The organism is Spirosoma sp. SC4-14, from assembly GCF_037201965.1.
Taxonomy (GTDB): domain Bacteria; phylum Bacteroidota; class Bacteroidia; order Cytophagales; family Spirosomataceae; genus Spirosoma.
Genome location: NZ_CP147518.1, coordinates 5,101,107 through 5,123,618, shown reverse-complemented (window position 1 = coordinate 5,123,618; position 22,512 = coordinate 5,101,107). Strand labels below are relative to the sequence as shown.

General features: G+C 50.3%; 16 protein-coding genes. 11 read left to right on the top strand and 5 right to left on the bottom strand.

Features of this window, described 5'->3' with window-relative positions:
- Positions 1-149: 149 nt before the first annotated feature.
- The 6 genes from WBJ53_RS20895 to WBJ53_RS20870 all read left to right on the top strand — a co-directional run bounded on the left by WBJ53_RS20895 (position 150) and on the right by WBJ53_RS20870 (position 9,647).
- Entirely contained in the window at positions 150-1,466 is a 1,317-nt protein-coding gene (locus tag WBJ53_RS20895) for a hypothetical protein (protein ID WP_338869730.1), read from the top strand.
- 9 nt (positions 1,467-1,475) lie between these two features.
- On the top strand, positions 1,476-1,850 hold the full coding sequence (locus WBJ53_RS20890; RefSeq protein ID WP_338869728.1) for a hypothetical protein: 375 nt from the start codon (positions 1,476-1,478) through the stop codon (positions 1,848-1,850).
- 144 nt (positions 1,851-1,994) lie between these two features.
- Entirely contained in the window at positions 1,995-3,491 is a 1,497-nt protein-coding gene (locus WBJ53_RS20885; RefSeq protein ID WP_338869726.1) for a hypothetical protein, read from the top strand.
- Positions 3,492-3,631: 140 nt separating this feature from the next.
- Positions 3,632-7,192, top strand: a complete 3,561-nt coding sequence (locus WBJ53_RS20880) for a hypothetical protein (protein ID WP_338869724.1) — start codon at positions 3,632-3,634, stop codon at positions 7,190-7,192.
- Between the two features lie 10 nt (positions 7,193-7,202).
- The gene (locus WBJ53_RS20875; RefSeq protein WP_338869722.1) at positions 7,203-8,027 is read left to right on the top strand and encodes a hypothetical protein; all 825 of its coding nucleotides are present in this window, start codon (positions 7,203-7,205) and stop codon (positions 8,025-8,027) included.
- Positions 8,028-8,081: 54 nt separating this feature from the next.
- Positions 8,082-9,647, top strand: coding sequence for a WG repeat-containing protein (locus WBJ53_RS20870; protein WP_338869720.1), 1,566 nt, complete (start codon positions 8,082-8,084; stop codon positions 9,645-9,647).
- 55 nt (positions 9,648-9,702) lie between these two features.
- On the opposite strand, the gene WBJ53_RS20865 is transcribed toward WBJ53_RS20870, so the two are convergent.
- The 3 genes from WBJ53_RS20865 to WBJ53_RS20855 are packed head-to-tail and all read right to left on the bottom strand — an operon-like array spanning position 9,703 to position 12,650.
- Entirely contained in the window at positions 9,703-11,340 is a 1,638-nt protein-coding gene (locus WBJ53_RS20865) for a hypothetical protein (RefSeq protein WP_338869718.1), read from the bottom strand.
- 11 nt (positions 11,341-11,351) lie between these two features.
- The gene (locus tag WBJ53_RS20860) at positions 11,352-12,308 is read right to left on the bottom strand and encodes a hypothetical protein (RefSeq protein ID WP_338869716.1); all 957 of its coding nucleotides are present in this window, start codon (positions 12,306-12,308) and stop codon (positions 11,352-11,354) included.
- Positions 12,309-12,314: 6 nt separating this feature from the next.
- Positions 12,315-12,650, bottom strand: a complete 336-nt coding sequence (locus WBJ53_RS20855; RefSeq protein ID WP_338869714.1) for a PKD domain-containing protein — start codon at positions 12,648-12,650, stop codon at positions 12,315-12,317.
- Between the two features lie 288 nt (positions 12,651-12,938).
- Between WBJ53_RS20855 and WBJ53_RS20850 the strand changes: the two genes are divergently transcribed.
- A complete protein-coding gene (locus tag WBJ53_RS20850; RefSeq protein WP_338869712.1) occupies positions 12,939-16,643 on the top strand; it encodes a PAS domain S-box protein in 3,705 nt (1,234 codons plus the stop codon).
- A gap of 68 nt (positions 16,644-16,711) precedes the next feature.
- Here the strand turns inward: WBJ53_RS20850 and WBJ53_RS20845 are convergent, their stop codons facing one another.
- The gene (locus WBJ53_RS20845) at positions 16,712-17,149 is read right to left on the bottom strand and encodes a hypothetical protein (protein ID WP_338869710.1); all 438 of its coding nucleotides are present in this window, start codon (positions 17,147-17,149) and stop codon (positions 16,712-16,714) included.
- Between the two features lie 335 nt (positions 17,150-17,484).
- On the opposite strand from WBJ53_RS20845, the gene WBJ53_RS20840 reads away from it, so the two are divergent.
- From WBJ53_RS20840 to mnmE, 4 genes are all read left to right on the top strand, one after another.
- On the top strand, positions 17,485-17,865 hold the full coding sequence (locus WBJ53_RS20840; RefSeq protein ID WP_338869708.1) for a response regulator: 381 nt from the start codon (positions 17,485-17,487) through the stop codon (positions 17,863-17,865).
- Positions 17,866-17,946: 81 nt separating this feature from the next.
- Entirely contained in the window at positions 17,947-18,708 is a 762-nt protein-coding gene (locus WBJ53_RS20835; RefSeq protein WP_338869706.1) for an MBL fold metallo-hydrolase, read from the top strand.
- Positions 18,709-18,971: 263 nt separating this feature from the next.
- Complete coding sequence (locus WBJ53_RS20830; protein ID WP_338869704.1) at positions 18,972-20,003, top strand: oxygenase MpaB family protein; 1,032 nt, start codon at positions 18,972-18,974, stop codon at positions 20,001-20,003.
- A gap of 15 nt (positions 20,004-20,018) precedes the next feature.
- Positions 20,019-21,395, top strand: coding sequence for a tRNA uridine-5-carboxymethylaminomethyl(34) synthesis GTPase MnmE (mnmE, locus tag WBJ53_RS20825; RefSeq protein WP_338869703.1), 1,377 nt, complete (start codon positions 20,019-20,021; stop codon positions 21,393-21,395).
- Between the two features lie 18 nt (positions 21,396-21,413).
- On the opposite strand, the gene WBJ53_RS20820 is transcribed toward mnmE, so the two are convergent.
- Positions 21,414-22,397 carry a WYL domain-containing protein gene (locus WBJ53_RS20820; protein ID WP_338869700.1) on the bottom strand — a complete coding sequence of 328 codons (984 nt, stop codon included), beginning with the start codon at positions 22,395-22,397 and terminating at the stop codon, positions 21,414-21,416.
- Positions 22,398-22,512: the final 115 nt, after the last annotated feature.

Sequence of the window (22,512 nt, the reverse complement as noted above, 5' to 3'; positions counted from 1 at the left end):
CGTTCATCGTTAAACTGTACCGACTGACATAAAATGCCTGTCTGGTTCGTTACCTAATATAGAATTTTAAGAAAAATTAAAAGTCTCTGCCCGAACGGAGGGTAGAGAATGGGGCAGTTTGGTACTTTTGCCCTGCATACATATCCGTAATGACGAAAACTTTATACATGGTCCGCGCGCACTCTTGCTGGTACAACATCCTCTTAAGCGTGAGTCTGATTGGCGTTTTGCAGAGCTGTAATCTGGCGCCAAAAGAACAGGAAACGCCCACCGTTAAGGCCGATACCATTAATCAGATTAACTTCTTTCTGGAAACATCGGCCAGTATGGGCGGTTATCTGAATGGTAGTACGGAATTCAAAAACATTGTCTCTGAATTTGCCAACAAGCTCAGTCAGATTGAGCCCGTTCGGAAAGAAATGGCCATTTATACCATTAGCAAAGACGCTCAGCTTTATCCCGGCGATGTCGACAAATTTGTGACAAGCCTCGCAACGGTGCCACTGGCCAATGCCCGGAGTTCGGAACTGCACACCATTTTCAAACAGGTAGGCGAAAAAGCCCGTAATGGCAACGTGGCCTTACTGGTGTCAGACTGTATTCTGTCGTTTCCCGACGAAGACATCAAAAAGAACCCGCAGATCAATGCAACGGATGCTTCCAGCGTCCTGAAAAACGAAATTAACCGGCAGTTTGCCCGCCTGAGCAAAGACACCATCAACGCCACGGTCTATGCCTACTCGTCGGCCTTCAATGGCACTTATTACGACTACCAGAATAAAAAACAGAAGCTAAACGGCGAACAACGCCCGTTTTATATCTGGGTGATCGGCAAACAGCGGGTGCTGAATCTGTTTAATCAGAAACTACAGGCAACACTTACGACCAAACCCCAAAAGCAACTCGATTTTGGCGGTGGTGGTACGATAACGGATTATGACCTGTTTTTTACACTGAACCGTAAAGGCGACGACTGGAATGCCGATGGGAAGCGAATCACGAATCTGAAGGGTGTGCGTGCCGATCGGCCCGCTGAGTTTGCCATTGGCGTGAACCTGAGCGGCCTGCCTTCATATGCGCAGACGGAAGCTTATCTGACTAAAAACCTGATCGTTTCGGCTGGGAATGCTGGCGTTAAACTGGTGAGCATTGAATCGAAAGACGACGTCAAAGGCACCGAAAAACTAAAAACCAACGAATCGCGCATGCTGAGCGAATCGACACACATACTAACCTTTAAAGTCACGCAGCTTTTTGATCATGACACTCCCGTGACCATTAAACTCCCCGTTCGTTACGATACCTGGTACCTGAATCAGTCGACGATGGACGACCGGACGGCGGCTGGTCGGGAGGGCAAGACCTTTGCGCTCGAACACCTCATGAATGGCGTTCGGGATGCGTATGAAACAGGCTCTGGTACCGATAAATCATTTCTCCAACTTACCATCACCCTCGAACAATAGACGGCACCCATGTTCACTGCTCTGTATGAATTGCTGATTGGCAAAAATCCCGATCCCACCTATCGTAACACCGTATTTACTCCCGTTGGGTTACTAACGGTGGTGTTGATGCTCGGGCTTGCTGCTACGTTTTATCTGTTGCTTGGCCGCTGGAAGGCCGTTTTTCACCGAACCAGTCACTGGATTATAACACTGGTGATTGCCTTGATTATTGCCTTCGCGCTGGCCGTGAGCTACGCGAAAGATGCCACGGGCGAACCCGAGGCCGACAGTTATATGCTCGGTTTTGGTGGCGTCAATCTGATTCTGGCCGGGTTGCTGTTCTTTGGGTTTTCGCTGCTGTTTAAGCGAGGGTCCAAATTTGCCCGGTACACGCCGTTTTAAATTCAGTTTAAAATAGGGGGACGGTTTATGGTCTATGGTTTATGGTTTATGGTTGCGCTGCTTTTTGGCATACATCTTTCTGAGGCAGCGCAACCATAAACCATAAACCATAGACCATAAACTGGAATCCGTAAACGTTCCAAAATGAAGCTTTTTGTTTTTGCTATCGGTGGTACGGGAGCGCGTGTGTTACGCTCGTTGACAATGCTACTGGCCGCCGGGGCTAAAGTGCCCGACAACCTGACACTTATTCCGATTCTGCTGGACATGGATATGCAGAATGGCGACACGGCGCGTGCACTGAATACAGTAGAACTGTATCGGACCATTCGGAATGGGGCTTACCCAAACGGAGCGGCACCATCGGGTCAGTCCGATGCCCCCAAAGCCTTTTTCTCTACATTAATTCAGTCGCTGGGAACGCTCCAGAGTGAAACAACTCAGGAACGGATCGGTGATTCATTTCTGCCCCAACTGACCGAACATCAGGGGACGTTTGAAGAGTTTCTGAACGTAAGTACGATGGACGACATCGACCGGGAACTGCTCAAAGTGCTTTATGATAATTCGGCTAAACCAACCAGTGCAGAATTGAAGCTCGATCTGTCGGTTGGGTTCAAGGGGAATCCTAATATCGGGAGCGTTGTTTTCAACGCGCTGGAAGACTCGGCGCTGTACAAATATTTTGTTGGGGCGTTTAACAACGAAACCGACCGGATTTTTATCATCAGTTCGATCTTTGGCGGTACGGGCTCGTCAGGTTTTCCACAACTGGTAAAACTGTTGCAGGAGCCGAGCCAGAAAATGCCCATCCGCAATGCGCGTAAAGGTGCCGTTACGGTAATGCCCTATTTTGCCCTGGAAGAAAACGGCCAGAGTGCCATTGACCAGAATCGCTTCAATTCGAAAACGAAAGCGGCTCTGTCATACTACCAGAATCAGATTCACCTCGATTCGCTCTACTACATTGGCGATAAGCCCGGCGCTAAACTCTATGCAAACGTAGAAGGCGGAGCCAAACAGGCCAACAATGCGCACATTGTAGAACTGTTGGCGGCCGAAACCGTTCTGGATTTTGCCAGTCGGAGTGCAGGCGAATTTGCCGGAAACCGGACGTACTACGAATATGGTCTCCGTCGGGATGATCGTCAGCTCGATTTCGCGCATTTTGCCGATTCCACTTATCGGAACGTCATGTTGCCACTGGTTCGGTTTGCCTACGCCAGTAAATTCTACACTGAGTATGTTCCGGCCAACCTGCGCGAATCGTTTGCCAGGAGTCTGGGCTTGCAGCAGCAGTTAGGCAGTAGTACCTATTTTGTGGCATTGACTAAATTTATGGGCGATGCTTTCCGGAAATGGATGACCGAAATGGCCGATAACGACCGGAAATTCGATCCGTTCAACTTCCAGACCGATTTTAACGGGATGGTGCGGGCCAAACAGATTGAACCCAAAACATTCATGGGCTTTGGCGATAAGGGTATCAGCGAGAGCTTTCTGCTCAACGAAGCGGGCGATGCTGAACCCAAACTGCTGGCTCAGTATCCACAAGCCGAAACGCGGCTGATGCACCTGCTTATGGCTGTAGCCGACAAATGTGTTCAGAAACTCGGTGATCTTAACCGGCAATTAGTATAACAGCCCCCTACTCCCAAAGGGGGAAGCGCTGCCGCTTAGTTGCTTTCGCATCATCCCTGCGCTTTGAAAACAGGCAGCATTGGACTGCGAGGCAGCGCTTCTCCCTTGGGGGTAGGGGCTCCAAAACTGAAAACTTCAGTATGCCCCATATCCTTCGTATAGACAATGACCCCAATGTGGTCGAACAAAATCACCTTGGCTGGACGGGCGGAACCGTTGGGCTGGTAGGTAACCGGATTGAACATATTCCTGATACGATGCTCAATCAGGCAGGACTGGCTGCTAAAGCCGGTACGTCGATTCCGTCGCCGTTTGCGCGGCTGTATCTGTTCGATGCGGCTTTCAGGTTGGTAATGAACGACCTGCGCCCAGCTCAGCCGACCATGTACCATGTGCTGGTTTCGCACTGCCTCGACCTGCTGGAACTGTTGTTTCAGGCAGGTTCCAGTCCCGACCTGACCTATCGTGTCTGGAACCGGGCCGACCGCCTGAATGCACTAAACCAGAAAACACCGTTGCCGAATGCGCCCAGCCGTCGGCATCCCCACCGTGTTTTGGCAAAGGCACTTGAACTGGATATGCGCCACGACCTGGCCAATCTGCAAACCTTTACCCTGATTTATTATAAAGGTGCTTTGCTGGGAGGAACGTCGCCCCTGACGCTGGTGTTTACATCGCCCAACTGGGAACAGGAACGACAGAACAAGTTTCTTGATCCACCGAAGAGCAGCACCGGGCGAATCTTTTTTCAGCAGGACTATGTGCCGCTCGAAAGTCGCGACCGGGCGTTTGTGACCTACCTGAGCCGGTTGTTCGATCAGTATAAGAGCCTATTGCCCGAAAACAGCGGCCTGACTAAGTTTCTGGACAAACTGTTCCGCGATAATCCGTATCCGCTACCCGTCGATACCTCGAAAACTCTCAACGATTTCGACCCGATTCGCACAAATATCGAAGGGTTTAGCACCCTACAGGTCGTAACGGGATTGCCACTCTACAGTGTCCGTGCCGACGATGTGTTGCGGGAAGTGGAAAGCAATAGCGATTTTGTGATGCTGCCGACAGTTAGCTATTACAAAGAAGAAACCAACAAGAACGGCGTAAAAACCGATGTGAAGCCACCCCTGGCGTTGGCGTCGCGGATGGACGTTCGCGGTCGTTATGTGAAAAATACCGAATGGGATTCACGGACCGTCATACCCTCGTCGTTGCTAAACGACCTAGGAGCGGGCGGCTTGCTGGCTGACCGACGGCTGCCGGGTGTCGATAATGTGCAATACCCATTTGTATCGACCGATGATTTTCTGGAAGACTTCCTCATTCGGATGCCGTTCAAAATCAATAATGAACGCTTTTTTACGGGAACCCAGAATCGCGCCGACTGCGATTTTCTGCTGCCGATCCGCAAAGAATACTTTAATTTCTTTACGCTCGATGACCTGCGCAACTACCTGACGCTCGACATCAGCGATCAGCGCGTAACGGCCATTCTGAAAGTGCCAGTGCGCGGTCAGAACGTGCGGTTTGTGGAATTTCGCAAAACCTACGAACTAAATCAGCCCGAGAAAGTGCTCGATTTGCCGGTGGGAATGGGCTTCTTTCCATTTTATCGACTGACTATTCCTGATCAGCAAATGCTGAATCGGTATACGATGTTGCTGGCCGACGGAACGGTATCGCAGGGCACACAGGCTAATTTTTATCGTTTCCCCGATATTGTTAGCCAGCACGCACTGACGAGCGGTAAACCACAACCGCGCAGCCCGAAAGTAGGCGAGCGTCCGGCCTCGTATTATTACAAAGTGAATGAAGCATTCGACCTGGTCGAAATTCAACTGGCCCACAATGACATACCGTATCGGGGCATAGTGGTTCCTGAGTTCATTACGATTACGAACCGGGGGTACGAAGAATTTACGTTTGCCGTCGACTTCGGCACATCGAATACACACGTTGCCTATCTGGTAAAAGACCAGGGTGGTGCCAAACCCGACCCCGAACCACTAACCGTTACCGACGATGATTTGCAGATGGTGCTCCTCAACAAACCCTATTCCGGGCCGGGTATCAGCCGCGACTACGATCGGTATAGTGTGAAGAGTAGTTTTGGGGCATTTGAGCAGTTAGAACCCCTGATTCGTCGGGAGTTTGTGCCACCGCTCATTGGCCGCAATCCGCGTTTGGGAACACCGTTTGCTTTCCCCTTGCGCACTACCGTCTACGAGCGCGAAGGACTGACGCAGGGGGGCGATTATCTGTTCTCGAAACTGAACCTGGGCTTCAATATCGATCTCGAACAGGTTACCGTTGGCGACAATAACCGCTATGTGTCGACCCTGAAATGGCTGTTCGAAAACAAACCCAACGATACGCTGAACGACCTGCGGGTGCGGGCGTTTTTCGAAACCCTGTTGCTGCTGATTCGGCATAAGGTAGTTCAGAATAAAGGCGATGTAGCCCTAACCCGAATCGTTTGGCTAGCGCCGTCGAGCATGACCCGTCGGACGCGGAACCGACTGGCGGCCGAGTGGAACAAGGCCATGCAGGAAGTTTTCGGAACAACGGCCTATTTTCAGGACGAACCCATTCTGGAATCGCTGGCTCCGTATTTTTACCTGCAACGCCAGGGCGTGTTGCCAACGGCCAATGCTGTCAACATCGACGTTGGGGGCGGCACCTCCGACCTGATGTTTTTTGCGCAGGGGCAGCGGCATTATTTCAACACGTCGTTCCGATTTGCGGCTAACGACATCTGGGGTGGCGGACTGGACGAAACCGGAGCCCCATCAGGACGGATGGATAACGGCTTTTTGTCGAACTTCCTGACGTACCGGAGCAATAACCCGTCGAGCCAGAAAACCGGTGCCGATCAAACGCTGGATGCGTTTTTGGACCCAAAGCGCCGAATGTCGCCCGAAGATGTGGTGAGTCTATTGTTCAAATACGACGATCATTTCCAGTTTACGAAGGCTATTCAGAACCAGCAACCGGCGCTGCTGATTGTCTTGTATCTACACTATGCGGCTCTTATCTATCATTTGGTTCAGTTGATCGAATCGCAGGAAAAGCAGGGCGAGGGCGTACAGCTTGAGTTACCCCGTTTCCTTACCTTTACGGGCCGGGGTAGCCAATACCTGAATCTGCTTGGCACACGGGGCGACCTGGTCGATTATACCAAACGATTGCTGATGGCCTATACGACGAAGTCCGTTCCGCCAAACTTCCAGATTCTGCTGACCGACAATCCAAAAGAGACTACGGCCAACGGTGCTGTTCTGTACCAGACAGCCACCGACCGGGATCAGTATCGCGGCAATCAGACAACGGCCTACTGGGGCAACGAGCCGGATCACCCGGTAACGTTTACGTACAATGAAACCACGGTCGATACGGTTGGGCATGAGCGCGATTTTCATGATTCGGTATTGCGAAATGTTCGCGACTTTCTGGAGAAAACGCTCAAGAATAGCTCTATTGCCGCATTTTTGGGCGATTTCGGAATTCGCCGGACACAGGATTACTACGATTTTCTGGTTGGCTCGGATGTGACGCGCAGCAGCATACTGCACGATAGCTACATGCTGGCCAAACTGCACGTCGAACGCGACCAGGATGCCCGACTGTCGGAAACGTTCTTCTTCCTGCCGCTCAAGAATGCGTTGTACGAACTTTCTAAATACATTGCCAAAAATCAGTCGTAACCGAATGATAATGCAACGATTCAGAATGAGCTGTCTGTTCGTAGTTGCACTGACAGCCAGCCTGGTTGCTCAGGCGCAGGACACAACGGCAACGACTGCTGATGCGGCCACTAAACCGCCTGCTTATACGTATCTGGCGCTGGCTCTGTCGATACTGGCGCTGATTGGACTGGTTTTGCTCTGGTGGCAGAACCGGCTGGGTTGGGAAAAACTTAACGCAGAACGCCGTTCGGTTTCAGGCAGCGCTGATGGCATTCGGGAGTTGAGCGGACGAGTGCTTTCGCTGGAGCGCGATAACAAGGCGTTGCTAACCAAGCTAAAAGCGCTGGAGAGTCAGATTGCTCAGCTTCGTGAGGCCCAGTCTCTGCGTGTCACAGCCGAGAGTGTTATTCCGGCTATGCCAGCACCTGCTGCCGAAGCTAAACCCGTTAGCCGCCAAGCGGAGGCTAAAGCAACAACGCCGAGGCCGGTATCGTCACAGACGCAGCGGCCAGCGCCTGTGCCTGTTGCTGGGCCACCGGCCAAACTCTATGCCCGGACAGTTGACGTGCCAGGCGGATTTAGCGTTAGTAGTTTGGTCGAAACTCCCAATCGACCGATGGTATTTGTGATTACGCCGACTGCACCCGGACAGGCAACGTTTCGGGTTACCGACGATTTTGAGGCACAACGGCTGGCGCTGAGCGATCCTTATTCTTATCTTAGCGATGCCTGCAATTATAACTCCAGACCCGAAGCAAACAGCCGAATCCACATGATTTCGGACGGAAAGTTGCAATTACAGGGCGAAAAATGGCATATAACTGAAAAAGCAGAAATTAGTTTCTATGCCTGATGGTTGTAAGGGGCGGGTACTTCGCATGAAGTACCCGCTGCCAACTAATTCACAATGACGCTTGCTGAATTAAAAGAACGGATTAAAGAAGAGGTCGTATTGCACGAGGGCGACCTGAAAGAGTGGCAATGGCGCAGAAATGGTCTGCTAACCGAAGCCGAGCAGGATGGTATTGCCTCTGCCGAATTTATGCGGCTGGTTAATGATGTGAGTTATCAACTAGGAGGGCTGTTTCCTCGTATCAATACGCTGAAGACAACTGCCGAAGCCTACGCCCGAGCGGATAAAAAACAACTCTTACCCTTTCATATAGATGAAATCGTTGCGGAAGCCGAACGCCTGACGTTATCCCGTGCATTTGTAACACAACGGTGGATTCCGGCCATTCTGGCAACGATTCCTGATCCGCCAAAATCAGAAATGCCTGCTGCTCCGGTTGCTGTTTTGGTGGCCCCGCCCGTTGTTGAAAACCCGTTAAGCCGGGATGAAGTCCGACAGAAAATTGCCAGCCGACTGGACAGCTATAAGTCGCAGCGTATTATTCCATCGTGGTTGCTCAAGGACTTACTGGTCGCCATAAAAGCCGATGAACTGGTCGTAACGGAGGAGATTTTTTCCTACCTGGTCAACAATTTGTTTAAAGCCGTAAGAGAGCCGGAGGGAAATACACTCCGCGAACGGTTGGTATCGTCCGATTGGCAGAATGTGCTCTACAAGTCAACGCTGGAGCAGGCTCCGATTACGACACCAGAACCCTACTATCCAGAACCATCGCTTAGTCCGGAAACCCCGCCCTTTGTCCGCACATTTACGGCTCAGCCTGCCCGCATCCACAAAGGGGAGACGGTAACGCTATCGTGGGAGGTCGACAATCTGCTGGCTGTTACCATCGATGACCTTGGAGCAGGATTATCGCCCGTGAATCGGGGCTGGGTAAAGCCAAACAAAACTACCGACTATACGCTTTTCGATGCCAATAATAATCCGCTCAGTACGGTTCGGGTGGAGGTTGTTCCGCGCGATCGCAGTGGTGTATATGGCGTTCTGTTTGCCCTGGCGTTGCTGGCGATTATTTATTGGTTTATCAAAAGCAGTAATGCCCGCGACAGAGCCCCCGACTCGAAACCCAAAACCGAACAGACTACCTATTCGTCGGATAAACGTTCTTCCCCAAAAAAAGAGCCTATTGCTTCGAAACAGCCAGAACCCGATATAGCCACGAGCGAAGCCACCGACACCCCCGACCGGCGTGCTAACGAACAGGAACTGGCTATGACCGAACCCACCAAAAAGCAGGAAACGTTAGGCAATAGACCTGTTGAAACAACACTCCCAGCCGAGCCGGAAACAAAGTCCACAACCCCAGTAGATGCCCGGAAGGGCAAGTATGAGGAAGCTTTTGGCGATAAATCCTACGACAAAGTAGAACTGGGAACCGATGAGCAGGGCTGGCGACGCGCCCGCAAAAATGGCCGGTGGGGCTATATAAATGAAGACGATGAATGGATGATTCCGCCAGCGTATGAGGCTGTAACTCCCTTTCGGGGCAATACCGCTTCTGTCTTTCTGAATGGCCGTCTCCTGACAATCGATCGCGCCGGACAACTGGTGAGCAAGTAGGAGCGAGGTTGCTCTGCCTGCCACATGCTCCTGCACAGCAACCGAAAACGATAAGTTATTTTCCTGTCTGCACGGTTAGATTCTGGAATTTCACGGTTTTCGATCCCGTAATAAAGCCAATTTTGTTACCTCTGAACTTTCGGAAAACGTGCGGACTGTCAACAACTTCTTCGCCGTTGATGTAGAAATGAAGCTGATTCAATTCCTTTTTGATCATCAATGTGTTACGCTCTTTGTTGACCGAAACACGGGGAGGAACTGGCTTTCCTGGCATGTAATTCGCAAACGTACCGCCATCGATCAGCGATTTAACAGAGACCAGATTTGTGCCAATCAACTGAAACTGACAATAGTTATTTACATCCTGCACCCCAATCAGCAAGCCACCGTTTGGCTGAACACCGGGCGGAACGGTCATATCGGCAGTTATCGTAAACGATTCGGCTTTATTAAGATCGATGGATGAGGGAAGCGGTATATAGGTTCGGGCGGGGTGCGAAGCCGTAGCCGCAATTTTGCGGATGTAGTAGCTACCCTGCATAACCTCTAGTTCGTAGCCGTTTTTTTTTCCAACCAGCCACCGGTGCTGGTTGGTGGTAAACGATTCGCTGAATGAATGAGTACTCGAAGCCGTATTTTCTTTCACTGCAGATGTCGAAATGGCTGCCGGGCTACTGGCTGGCACATCACTGGCCACGGTGGTTGCCGCAGTTGAATAATCAGATGCCATAGCCTGCGACGGAAGATCTGATGCCCCCAGGGTTACGCTAAGCTTCTGAAACGTTGTCCAGTAGGCCGACGTAATCACCCCTACATCATTACCCGGAAATACCCGAAACGGATAGGGGCTGCTGCGAATTTCCCGTTCATTGATGTAAAAATGCAGGGAATTACCCTGGCGCCGGATTGTTAGCCGGTTGCGATTTCGTTCAACAGCTACGCCAGGTTTAAAAAACTCGCCAGGCATATATGTGCTCGTTGCTTCGCCATCGGCTACCCGAATAATAGACGCTTCTCCTTTTCCATTAATTGTAAACGCACTAAAATTGAGGGAATCTTTTACCCCAAAAAGTATTCCGCCGGTTGGTACCTTGCCCGAGTCGGCTAATACGTCCAGCTTTATGGTAAACTGGAGAGACCGATTCAGGTTAATATTCGTGGGAAGCGATACATGGGCAAATGCAACCTGCTGTGTTTTAGGATTTCGTTTGCGAATACTATAGCGACCCATGCCAATCTGGTAGTGGAAGTCGCCATGATTTCCTGCTTTCCACCCGTTGCGATTGGTAACAAAGTCGCCCGTAAAGGCCGGGCGGAAATCGGGACTTGTTGTAGTGGCCGACGCATCGGATGCCGATAGACGTCCTGCGGGCGATTCTACCGGGCTGGAAGGAGCCGGGTCGGGTTCGGTCGCCGGTGTTGATACCACATTGCCTGAGGTCGCCGGAACATCCGATTTGGTCAGATCAGGTTGCGGGGTAGGGCTTGGGTTGGTCGCAGGCGGCTGAGTTGGGGTAACGGGCTGGCTGGAAACTGTGGGTGTGGGCGATTGACGCTGCCCTGGTTTAAGCGTAACTTTCTGCCACTCACTGGTTGCCGAATAGATAAACGGTTTTGACGAACGCCGGTTCGATTGAGCAAAACTGACTTGTGTCAATAGCAGAAGTACGACTAGGGTTATAATTTGTCGCATACCAATTTCTGTTAGAATGTATATCGAATAACAGCAGTAGGCTGGCCAGCCTGAAGGCCTGGGTGCACCGTAAACGACTGAATTCGGTGGGCTTCTTTTCGAAGCTGGTTGTTTCGTAATCCTTTTAAAAATGTCAGTACCACATCAGCGGCTGCTACAACCATTGCTCCACGGGTTGCCAGAAAATAGCGATGGTGATGATCGTTGGCACTCGTGTAGTAAGATTCGGCTTCTGTCGCATTTTTCTGTTGCTCATAGACAGCAAAATCGTCCTGAGCTTTTTTTTGCTCCATAAGGCCGTAAGCTACTAAGCCATAGCAACCTACGGCTAGCAGGGGGCGCAGACCTATTTTGGGCTTAGGCCATTGAACAAAAATATTGCCGACTCCCGGCGCTACAGCCGACAGCAGGGCCCAGGCTGGTCCGGCATAGCGATCTCTGATAGCAGCCCCTGGCTGGCTGGAGAGTGGCTCCGAAACCGAGGGTTGCGTTTCGGGCCGACTGGCAGGCTCTGTGGCCGGACGTTCTGGTTGGATTGGTTCCGTTTTGGTGACCGGTTCTGTAGGGGCCGGTTTGCTGGGTATCGATACCGGCTGAGAATCGGCTGGCGCACTGGCTACCGGTGCCGCCGATATAGCTCCGGTTTTAACCCGGATAATAACCTGAATTTCTTCATTCAGCGGGTAGCCGTTGGCAAGAGCATTCCAGATGATCCGTCGGTCGGAACCTGCAACGATCCGCGTTCCAATGTCGCCCCGGACAAACTCGGGCAGAACACGAAGCGGGCCACGAAGCCGACTGCGCACATCGAAATAGATGGAGTCGCCTGGGCGGGCCTGAATGAGATCGTAGCGGATTTCCAGTTGTGCCGAATCGAGGGCATACATACGGATATTACGAACGCGATCCTGCCCGAAACCGGATAAACGGAACAAAACAGCAACGAGAAAGACGAGGAACAGACGCATGATGAATCAGTTACTGACAGTTATTTGGCGGGTGGTGGTAAACGTATCGTCGCAGGTATTGGCAATAGCGAGCGTAACGGTATAAGTACCGGCTTTTTCATAATTGTAGGTTACGCGCGTGCCAACCCGGCTTTTTCCTTTGCCGTCACCGGCATCCCAGCCAACAGCGCCGATGTCGCCCTGTGGATTTTCCAGAAAAAAGGTGACATCTAATTGGTCGGATGTGAAGCCGATACTTGCCGATGGTTTGGCACATACCGGAAAGTTTTTGCGTTGTAAATCAAAGGGTTCACAACCTGTTAAGGCAATCAGAAGTACTCCGAAAATAGACCGTTTTAGCATAGACTTCAAAGGAATCCGGGCAAATTACGCAATATTATGGGAATGGATTATCGTTCAGCTAATAAATTGCGCCAACAGATACATAAGCCAACTTTGTCGGAAATCAATAAATTATTTAAATTTAAAGAGTAGGAAAGTACATAACTCATTATGTTCGCAAACCTGACCCAACGTATGCATAAGCGCTACCGTTTAGCAGACGATCCTGCCTGGCAAAAGTAATGCACAACACCAACAACATCCGATTCCTATCACCGATCATAGCGATCCACTCACCGACTTTATAGTATGCACTGGTCTGCAAAAACGAAAGATGAATTAGTAGCCGAACTGGAACGGCTTCAACAGGAACGCGATGGCGCAACACTGACCGATCCGGGTGCCAATGCCGATGTTCGGCAAACGCTCGATCAATTGAATATGATTGGCGTAACCGTTGAACGCGATGGCACACTGAGCTACGTTAACCCCTATACCTATAGGGTCACGGCCTGGCAACCGTCTGACATTGTGGGAGGGAACTTCTTCGACATTTTTATTCCGGCCGCCGATCGGGCGCGGCTTGAAATGGAGTTTGACGAAGCAATTCAGAAACGAACTACTCCCGAACAAAAAGAAATTAGTCTGCTGGCCCGCAGCGGAGCTGTTCGGAATGTTCGGCTCAATTCATTTATCCTCAATCCGCCCGAAGAGGGTACTGATCGTGGCGAGGTGTCGTCGTTTACGCTAATTGGCGAAGACGTTACCAACAAACGGCGCGTAGCATCGGCCCTATCGAATACTAACGCGCAACTTCAGGATCTGGTCGATAACACCTCCGATCTGATTCAACTACTAACCCTCGACGGTAAGTTTATTTTCGTGAATCGGGCCTGGCGCGAAATACTCGGGTATGGTTCCGATGAGATTGCAGCCCTGAACCTGCGGGACATTCTTCATCCTGACTATGCCGACAGCACGCTGGCAATGCTACAACGCATTCAGGAGGGCGATCGACTCCCCTATGTCGAAACCGTTTTTCGGAGTAAAGCGGGCAAAACCATTTTTCTGTCGGGAAGCGTAAACTGCCGTTTCGACAACGGTCGGCCAACGGCTTTTCGCTGTATTCTGCACGACACAACCGGGCGAATCCGTGCCGAAAAATCGCAGAAACTTTATTATAGCATTGCCAACTGGACCATCAACACACCCAATCTGGATGAGTTTTATCAGAAAATTCATGAGGAGTTGGGCAATATTATCGATGCCCGTAATTTCTTCATTGCGCTCTACGATTCCAGCAAAACGTATCTGTCGTTTCCCTACTATGTCGATGAATATTTTGGGGGCAATATGCGGTTTACCAAACGTAAGTTGGGAAATGGGCTAACTGAATATACCATTCGGGCCAATAAGCCGCTGTTTTTATATGAGAAAGACATCCGGCATCTGGCCGATGAGCATAAAATAGATCTGTATGGTCAGTTGCAGCCGCAGGTTATGCTGACTGCCCCGCTTCGGATTGGCGACGAGATTACGGGAATTATTGGCGTAAAATCATACGACGATCCGCAAACATACAGACCGCGCGATCTGGAACTGCTCGAATTTATTTCGGGACAGGTAGCACTGGCCATTGCACGGAAGCAATCGGAGGCTGCTCTCGATAAACAGAATGCCCGGCTTAATGCAATTTTCGATAGCAGTACCTATCTGATCTGGTCGGTCAACAAAGCATTACAGCTTACGTCGTTCAATAAAAATTATACGCGCCTGATCGAGTATCAGTTAGACATGAGTCCGACCCTGCAGGCCAGTGCGCCAAAGCTTGGCTGGCGGATGATTGGCGAAGAAAACCGGAAACTGCTGGAAGAAAAATACCGCCAGGCTTTCCGGGGCTTTCCGCAAAACTTTGAAATGCATTTCGAAACGGCACGGGGCGAAACCTATCTCGAATTTCACCTTAACCCGATTTTGCTGGCTGGTGGGGTCATCGAAGAAGTGTCTGGAATTGCCCGCGACATCACCAATCGGAAACGTGCCGAACTGGCTACCCAGCAGAGCGAAGAGAAATTCCGGGGAATATTCGAAAACCTACAGGACATCTACGTGCGTGTAGATCGGAAAGGCCGAATCACCATGGTGAGTCCGTCGGTGTATAAACGCATGGGCTACACACCCGACGAAGTGCTGGGCCAGGATGCCATGCAGTTTATTATCGACAAGAGTGTAATTCACCGGGCTATGTTTAAGCTGGGCCGGACGCATAGCCTGCGCAACTTTGAGGTGAGTATGCGCCGGAAAGACGGCACCGAGCGGCAGTTTATGTTCAACATGCTGTTATTGAAAGACGAGCAGGGCGACTACTCGGTGGTAGCTGTGCTGGCCCGCGATATTACCGAACTGAAACGGCAGGCCGCTGAGTTGGTAAAAGCCCGCGACGAGGCCGAACGGTCGCTGAAAGTGAAAGAGCGTTTTCTGGCCAATATGAGCCACGAGATCCGAACACCCATGAACGGGGTAATCGGTATGATCGATCTGCTGAACGACACCAGCCTGGACGAAGAACAGCGCAGCTACGTCAAAACAATTAAGCGCTCGTCGGAAACGCTGCTCAATATTTTGAACGATATTCTTGATCTTTCGAAAATTGAGGCTGGCAAAATGGCGCTCCACGAGTCGCCAGTGGCATTTAAGGAGATATTTGAGAAGCTTATCGCCTTGTTTGGGCAGCAGGCCAACTCCAAGAATAACCAGCTTACCTACCACATCGGTCCCGATTTGCCCACGTTTGTGATTGCCGACCAGACGCGTCTGCTCCAGATTCTGTCGAACCTTACCTCGAATGCGATCAAATTTACCGAGAACGGTACCGTTCATGTCGAAGCTTCGCTACTCAGCAAACGGGGTAAATTTAACCGAATGCGCATTGAAGTACGTGATTCGGGCATTGGTATTTCGCCGGAAAATATTAATCTGCTCTTTAACTCATTCAGCCAGGTCGATACATCGTCGCGGAAGTCGTTTGGTGGAACCGGGCTAGGGCTGGCTATTTCGAAAGAACTGGCGCACCTGATGAAGGGCGAAGTGGGAGTAGAATCGGTTGTTGGATCGGGTAGTACCTTCTGGTTTACGATCGAGCTGAAAGAAACAGCCATTAGTCCCACTACCCAAACGACCGAAGTAGCCGAAATTGTTCTGGCGAATTTCTTCAGCGATTATCACCCTACGGTATTACTTGTCGACGATAATGCCGTAAACCGTAAGGTAGCCAGCGAAATTCTGCGTAAGGCAGGTTGTGTTGTAACCACTGCCGATAGTGGACCGGCTGCCATTGGTGAAGTGGAAAAAGCCAGTGAGCAAAAAGCGAAAGGCGAATTCACCGGCTTTGATGTCATTTTTATGGACATTCAGATGCCCGACATGGATGGCGTGGAAACGACCCGCCATCTGCGCGAAAAATTTGGTAACACGCTCCCAACAGTTGTTGCCATGACAGCCTACTCCATGCGCGAAGATCGGGAACGATTTATCAGTCAGGGGCTGGACGATTATATTGCCAAACCCATTCGGGCACAAAGCCTGATTGCCAAAGTAAAAGAAATTGCGGATGCCAATCGGGCAAAAAAGCAGGATACAGTGCCCAAATTACCGGCGCCAGTGGTTATTATGACCGAGCCGTCTCTGCCCATAATTGACGACGAAATTGTAGTGCAACTTCGCGACATTGGCGGTCAGGAACTGGTCGATAGTATTATGGAGGAGTTCGTTGTCGAAGCAACCGATCTGGTCAAAGGAGCGGTCGATGCGTATGCGCTGGGCGATATTCCGACGGTGAAAAGCAATCTGCACACCTTGAAAGGCAGTGCCGGAACCATTGGTATAGCGCGTGTGGCCGATATTTCACGAACTGCCGAGGGTAAACTCAAAGTAAATGATACCAGTGGTTTGGCCGATGCGTTGCAGGCTCTGGAGCAGGAGTTTAACGTGTTTTTAGCTGAATTGAGGAAGTAAGCTTTCAGGTTTATGATTGCTCCGTCTGTTGGCACCTTACAACTGCGGAGCAATCATAACCCGAATACTTATTCCCGGATGGGGAAGTGCTGGAGCTGTTTTGCCAGATCCTGAATAGCTCGTTGTAATTCAATTTTATCGGGCGAAACTCCCAAATAAAAGGGAGTGCGATCGCGCTTCCAGTTTGGTAAGGCATCGGAGCTTAGTTTAATGCGTAATCGGTAGTCGTTATGACCTCGGGATGCATTGCTAAAACCTAATGCCGGATCAACGAATGTTAATTTCGGACACAGTTCATGATCATCGATTATGGATTTCATCCATTTATGCAGTAGTTCAACTTCCCAGGTCGACAGAATTGACGCCGTTCGAACATAATCATGATTATCGTAACGTGTTTTTACACTAACGATCAGCCAATTGCGATCCATAAAATAAGGTGAGTCGCTACATTCATAATCCAGAATGTTTAACTCGAAGGTGCCATCGGGTCCAGTCAGTTTCATAATTCAAAGCAGAATAAAAAGTGAATAAAACGATGGATCGACTGGGTGCGGATAGGGAGACAATAGACCGTTAGCTAGTGTTTAGCTGCCAACAGAACGAAGAGCACAACCGAACGAAGCAAGTGGATTGGGATAATAAACTTACGAATAAAGTTGGATTGTTGTGTTATGTTTCTGTATTTTTTTTAGCGAAAATGAGCCTTTGGACTGCTAAACAGGTGATACTGTTTAACAAAATCCGACTAGTTATAGCTTTTAAGGCGAAAAGGCATTTTTTTCGTTTGCAGATAATATGCTAATTTCACCACCATAAACGTAATACGACTCCAAGCCCTATGTCAGCTTCCAAACGCGTCCTGATTGCAGAAGATAGCTCCGTTATCCAGAATCTGGCCCGTAAAATCCTTGAGTTTCAACACTACGACATTACCGCTGTTAAGAACGGTGAACAGGTATTGCAAATACTGGAGAAAGAAGATTTCAGTATCCTCTTGCTCGATATTAACATGCCCGTTATGGACGGTATGGAATGTGTTCGTCGTGTTCGGGCGCTTTCCGATCAAACCAAAGCGAACGTACCTATTGTGGCCATCACGGGTAACGCTAAAAACTATACGGAAGAAGAATTCAAAACTGCCGGTTTCAACGATGTGCTGGTGAAACCACTAAACTTCGATCGGCTGGTAGAAGTGGTTAATCAGCTTACAGATAAATAATTAGTGAATGAGCGAATTAGTGAATGAGCGAATAGGCTAAAAAAACATTCACTAATTCGCTCATTCGCTCATTCACTAATTATGCTCATCACACTACTTGGTACCGGAACCTCGTCTGGGGTACCCCTGATTGGGTGTGAATGTGACGTATGCCGGTCAGTGGATTTTCGCGACAAACGACTACGTTCGTCTGTTCATGTGGCGCTAGATGGCCTTAGTTTAGTGATCGATACCGGTCCTGACTTTCGTCAGCAGATGCTCCGTCTCGACCTCAAACAGTTAGACGCGGTTGTGTTTACGCACGAACATAAAGACCATACGGCTGGTCTGGACGAAGTGCGGGCATATAACTTCCGGTCGGGGCAGGATATGCCCATATATGGCCGACCTTCGGTGCTCAGTCAGTTAGAACAGGAGTTTGCCTATATTTTTGCCGAGCACAAGTACCCCGGCACTCCACGCATCAAGCCGATTCCAATTCAGAACGATTCCTTCAGCATTCGGGGCGTTTCAATCCTGCCTATTCAGGTAATGCACCACAAACTGCCCGTTTTTGGCTATCGAATTGGCGATTTTACCTACCTGACCGACCTTAATTTTATTGCAGACGACGAACTCGAAAAGGTATATGGCACCAAAGTGCTTGTGCTCGACGCCCTGCAGCGATTACCTCATCTTTCTCATTTTACATTGGATCAGGCTCTTGAGCTGGCCAATCGAATCGGTGCTACACGAACGTATTTTACGCATATCAGCCATAAACTGGGTTTGCATCGGGAAGTAGAGAAAGAACTGCCACCGCACATCCGGCTGGGCTTCGATGGCCTGCAAATCAGATTGTAGAGTTGTCAATAGCCATTGGTCATTAGAGATTAGATGTACTGAGTGATAAGGTTCTACCCCACCCCTAACTCCTGCCCTGTTTTCAGGGGAGGGGAATACTGCCAAACAAGCCCTTCCGAAGCGTCGGCCCGGCCTGTTTTCAGAGGAAGGGTTGGGATGGGGTAAAAAGGGTGGCTTGTAGAACAACCTTATCGCTCAATACAATTAGTCATTAGTAACTTGTTTTCCAATGACTAATGTCCAATTAGACCAGAAACGTTATTATGCCTACCTTAATCAAGCCGCCGGGTTCGTTTACGGATGAGTTGCTGCAACCCTACCGGCAGCAGGGCGATGTGCCTGCCGATGCGGTTATTATGGCTATCGTTGAAGCCAAAGGACACGAAGGGCTGCGGCCGTTAATGAACTGGCTAGCTGATCCAGAAGCGGTATCGTTCGATTCGCAGGGGCCACAGGTATTGCGCGATTTTTTTGAGACCTATACAGATCTACCAACCTGGGCTGATACCAGACAGATGGCCAAAGGGATGACTTTCTTTCAAAAACACGCACAGCAGATTGCGCTGGTTCTGGGCTGTTTTTCGTTACCTTATTGCTACCTCGGAGCCAATGGCGCTCAGGTACTCTGGCTGACCGAACGAATAAAAAATGATACGGCGCGACGGCTTCACGAAACAGGCGAATGGATTTTTTCGGTCAACGACCCGCGTGAATGGAATACGAAAACGGCTATTTTTCGAACCCTGAAAGTTCGCTTGATTCATGCTGCCGTTCGGTGGTTTTCGCTACATTCCGGGCGGTGGCAGATGGTGTGGGGCTATCCGGTTAATCAGGAAGATATGGCCGGAACCAATCTCGCCTTTTCATACATCGTGCTTCGTGGTTTGCGCAAGCTTGGTATTGTTGCGTCCGAAGCCGAAGAAGAAGCGTATCTGCATCACATCAACGTAATTGGTTTTTTGAATGGCGTATCCGACGAACTTATTCCCCAAAATCTGCGTCAGGCTTATTTGCTGGATCGCGCCATTGCCCGGCGTCAGTTTGCTGTTTCCGAAGCGGGGCAGGGGCTAACCCGCGCCTTACTGGATGCCATCGCGAAACAGGGGAGCCTGGCACTAGCCAGTCAGTCAGGCAGTCAGCGACCCGAAGCCGTTCGGAACCTCATAGCGGGCGAAATGCGTTTCTTTCTGGGCGACCACTATGCTGATTGGCTCGGCATACCTGACGCACCCGTCGAGAAGCGATTGGCCGGACTGGTGGGGCGCCTGCCAATTTTTCCGAACAAAAAATCATAAACTAAGTACCTCGTTTTGTTTCAGTTAGAACCTATTGCCGCACTGGCTACTGCGCCGGGTATTGGTGCCATTGCCGTTATTCGCGTATCGGGCGAAGGCGCTATTGCGATTACCAGCCGAATTTTTCGGGGTAAAGAGCTGACCCGGCAGGAGTCGCATACGGCTCATTTCGGAACCATTCGTCATGCCAATGGCAGTATCATCGATGAAGTGCTGGTTACTGTTTTTCGGGCTCCAAAATCGTTTACCAAAGAAGACGTAGTCGAAATTTCGTGTCATGGCTCCGAGTTTATTATTCAGCAGATTTTGCGTCGGCTCACACAGGAAGGCGTGCGGCTGGCCCGACCGGGTGAATTTACGCAGCGCGCTTTTCTGAACGGGCAGTTCGATCTGGTTCAGGCCGAAGCCGTTGCCGACCTGATCGCTTCTGACTCTGAAGCCAGCCATCGCGCTGCACTGACGCAACTGCGGGGCGGTTTTTCTCGGCAGCTAAAAGAGCTTCGCCAGCAACTGATCGATTTTGTGGCATTGGTTGAACTGGAACTGGATTTTGGCGAGGAAGATGTCGAATTTGCCCACCGCGATCGACTGCGTCAGTTAATGATTGACATCCGGCGGGTACTGCATCCACTGATTGACTCTTTCTCGACTGGAAATGCGATTAAAAATGGCGTGCCAACCGTGATTGTTGGGAAACCCAACGCTGGTAAATCGACCTTGCTCAATGCATTGTTGAACGAAGAAAAAGCCATTGTTTCAGATATTCCCGGTACTACCCGCGATGTTATAGAAGACGAACTGTTCATCAACGGCATTCGCTTCCGGCTGATCGATACGGCTGGGTTACGGCAGGCTACCGACCAGATCGAAGCGATTGGAATTGAGCGTACTCAACAGAAAATGCGTGATGCGGCTCTGGTTGTTTATCTGTTCGATGGTAGCAGCACAACGGCTGACGAATTGACCCAAACGCAAACGGAGCTACAGCAGGCTGGCAAGCCTTATCTGTTGGTTGGTAATAAAGCCGATCTGATGACAGATGCGCAGCGAGCATCTATAGACCATAGTTTTAATGAAGAAAACATCGTCTGGATTGCGGCCAGAGACCAGCGCATCGACGAATTGAAAGCGGCCCTGTCTGCCCGCGCCCGCACCGATGCCGCTATGCAAACAGGCAGTGCTGTGGTAACCAATGCCCGGCACTATGAGCATTTGACAGCTACAGACGAGGCCCTTGTTCGTGCCATACATGGCCTCGACAGCCAGGTGACGCCCGACTGGTTAGCAATGGATTTACGAGTTGCCCTACAACATCTGGGTGAACTAACGGGTGAAATCACTACGGACGATTTGCTGGATTCAATTTTTAGTAAGTTCTGTATCGGAAAGTAAGCTATTGCCTGTATCACGTTATGGGTATTGAGCTATCGCCCTTTTCAGAAACTCGATCAGTTGCTGAACCAATGTGGCGGGGCTGATAACCTTCACCGAATGGCCCAGCCGAGCCAGTTCGTAAACGAGTTCTTTATTGACGATGATGGATAGCTTCACCCGAAATTCATCGTCGGTATCAGCCAGAATGTCTTCTTTCCGAAACGGGTAAAACGGCTGTGCCCGAAAATGAAGCCCCTGCGAACGGGTAAACGACAGAACAACCTCTTCGGGCGGATTATCGTAAGCCGCAACGCCCAGTGCTTTATGGAAATACAGATTGGCATCGAACGGCGGAGCGTCGTATGACTCACCGGTGATCTGTATAGAACCGTCGAGTATACGATCCAGCCCGAACACCCGGACTTCGCCATAGTCGAGTTGCCAGCCGACCACGTACCAGCGGTTTCGGTGCTCTTTGATCACGTACGGAAACAGCCGGTGCGCTTTGGTTACCTCCGTATCGAATCGCTCATGGGCGAACGTGACGACGCGTTGAGCATGAATAGCCTGCAAAAATACCTCTACGTGCTGACTTCCTTTTACAAACGGAACCGATTCGAATAAGATGTACTGGCCGAAATCGTCGGCGGGATTGGTGCGGAACCGAACCGCTTTGTCGATCTTATCGACCGTTCCGCGCAGATCGTCGAACAAATGCAGGTGTTGGTACTGATTGAGCGTGGCTACAGCCGCATGAAGCGCCGTCAGGTCTTTATCCGTGAAGGTGATGGATGCTGCCAGGTTGAACGGGCGGGTATAATAATAACCGTTCGGATTCCGGCTGTAGGCAATCGGGGCATCGTGAACATCTTTCAGGTAAGCAATATCCTGTTTGATGGTCGATTGGGCAACGGCACACAGGCGGGCCAGTTCTTCGGTTGTGGCTGGTTGGCCACCCCAGCGATTCAGACGACTATTGATAGCCTGTAAACGATCCTCACGGTTTTTAACAACGGGCATGGTTGAAGGGTAGAAATTTTTTGCAAAAAAAAAGCTTCCGTACACATAGGGTATACGCAAGCGGGTTGAACTTTGATCTGTAAAGAAAGGTCAACGTATGTAAGTATAAAGTACC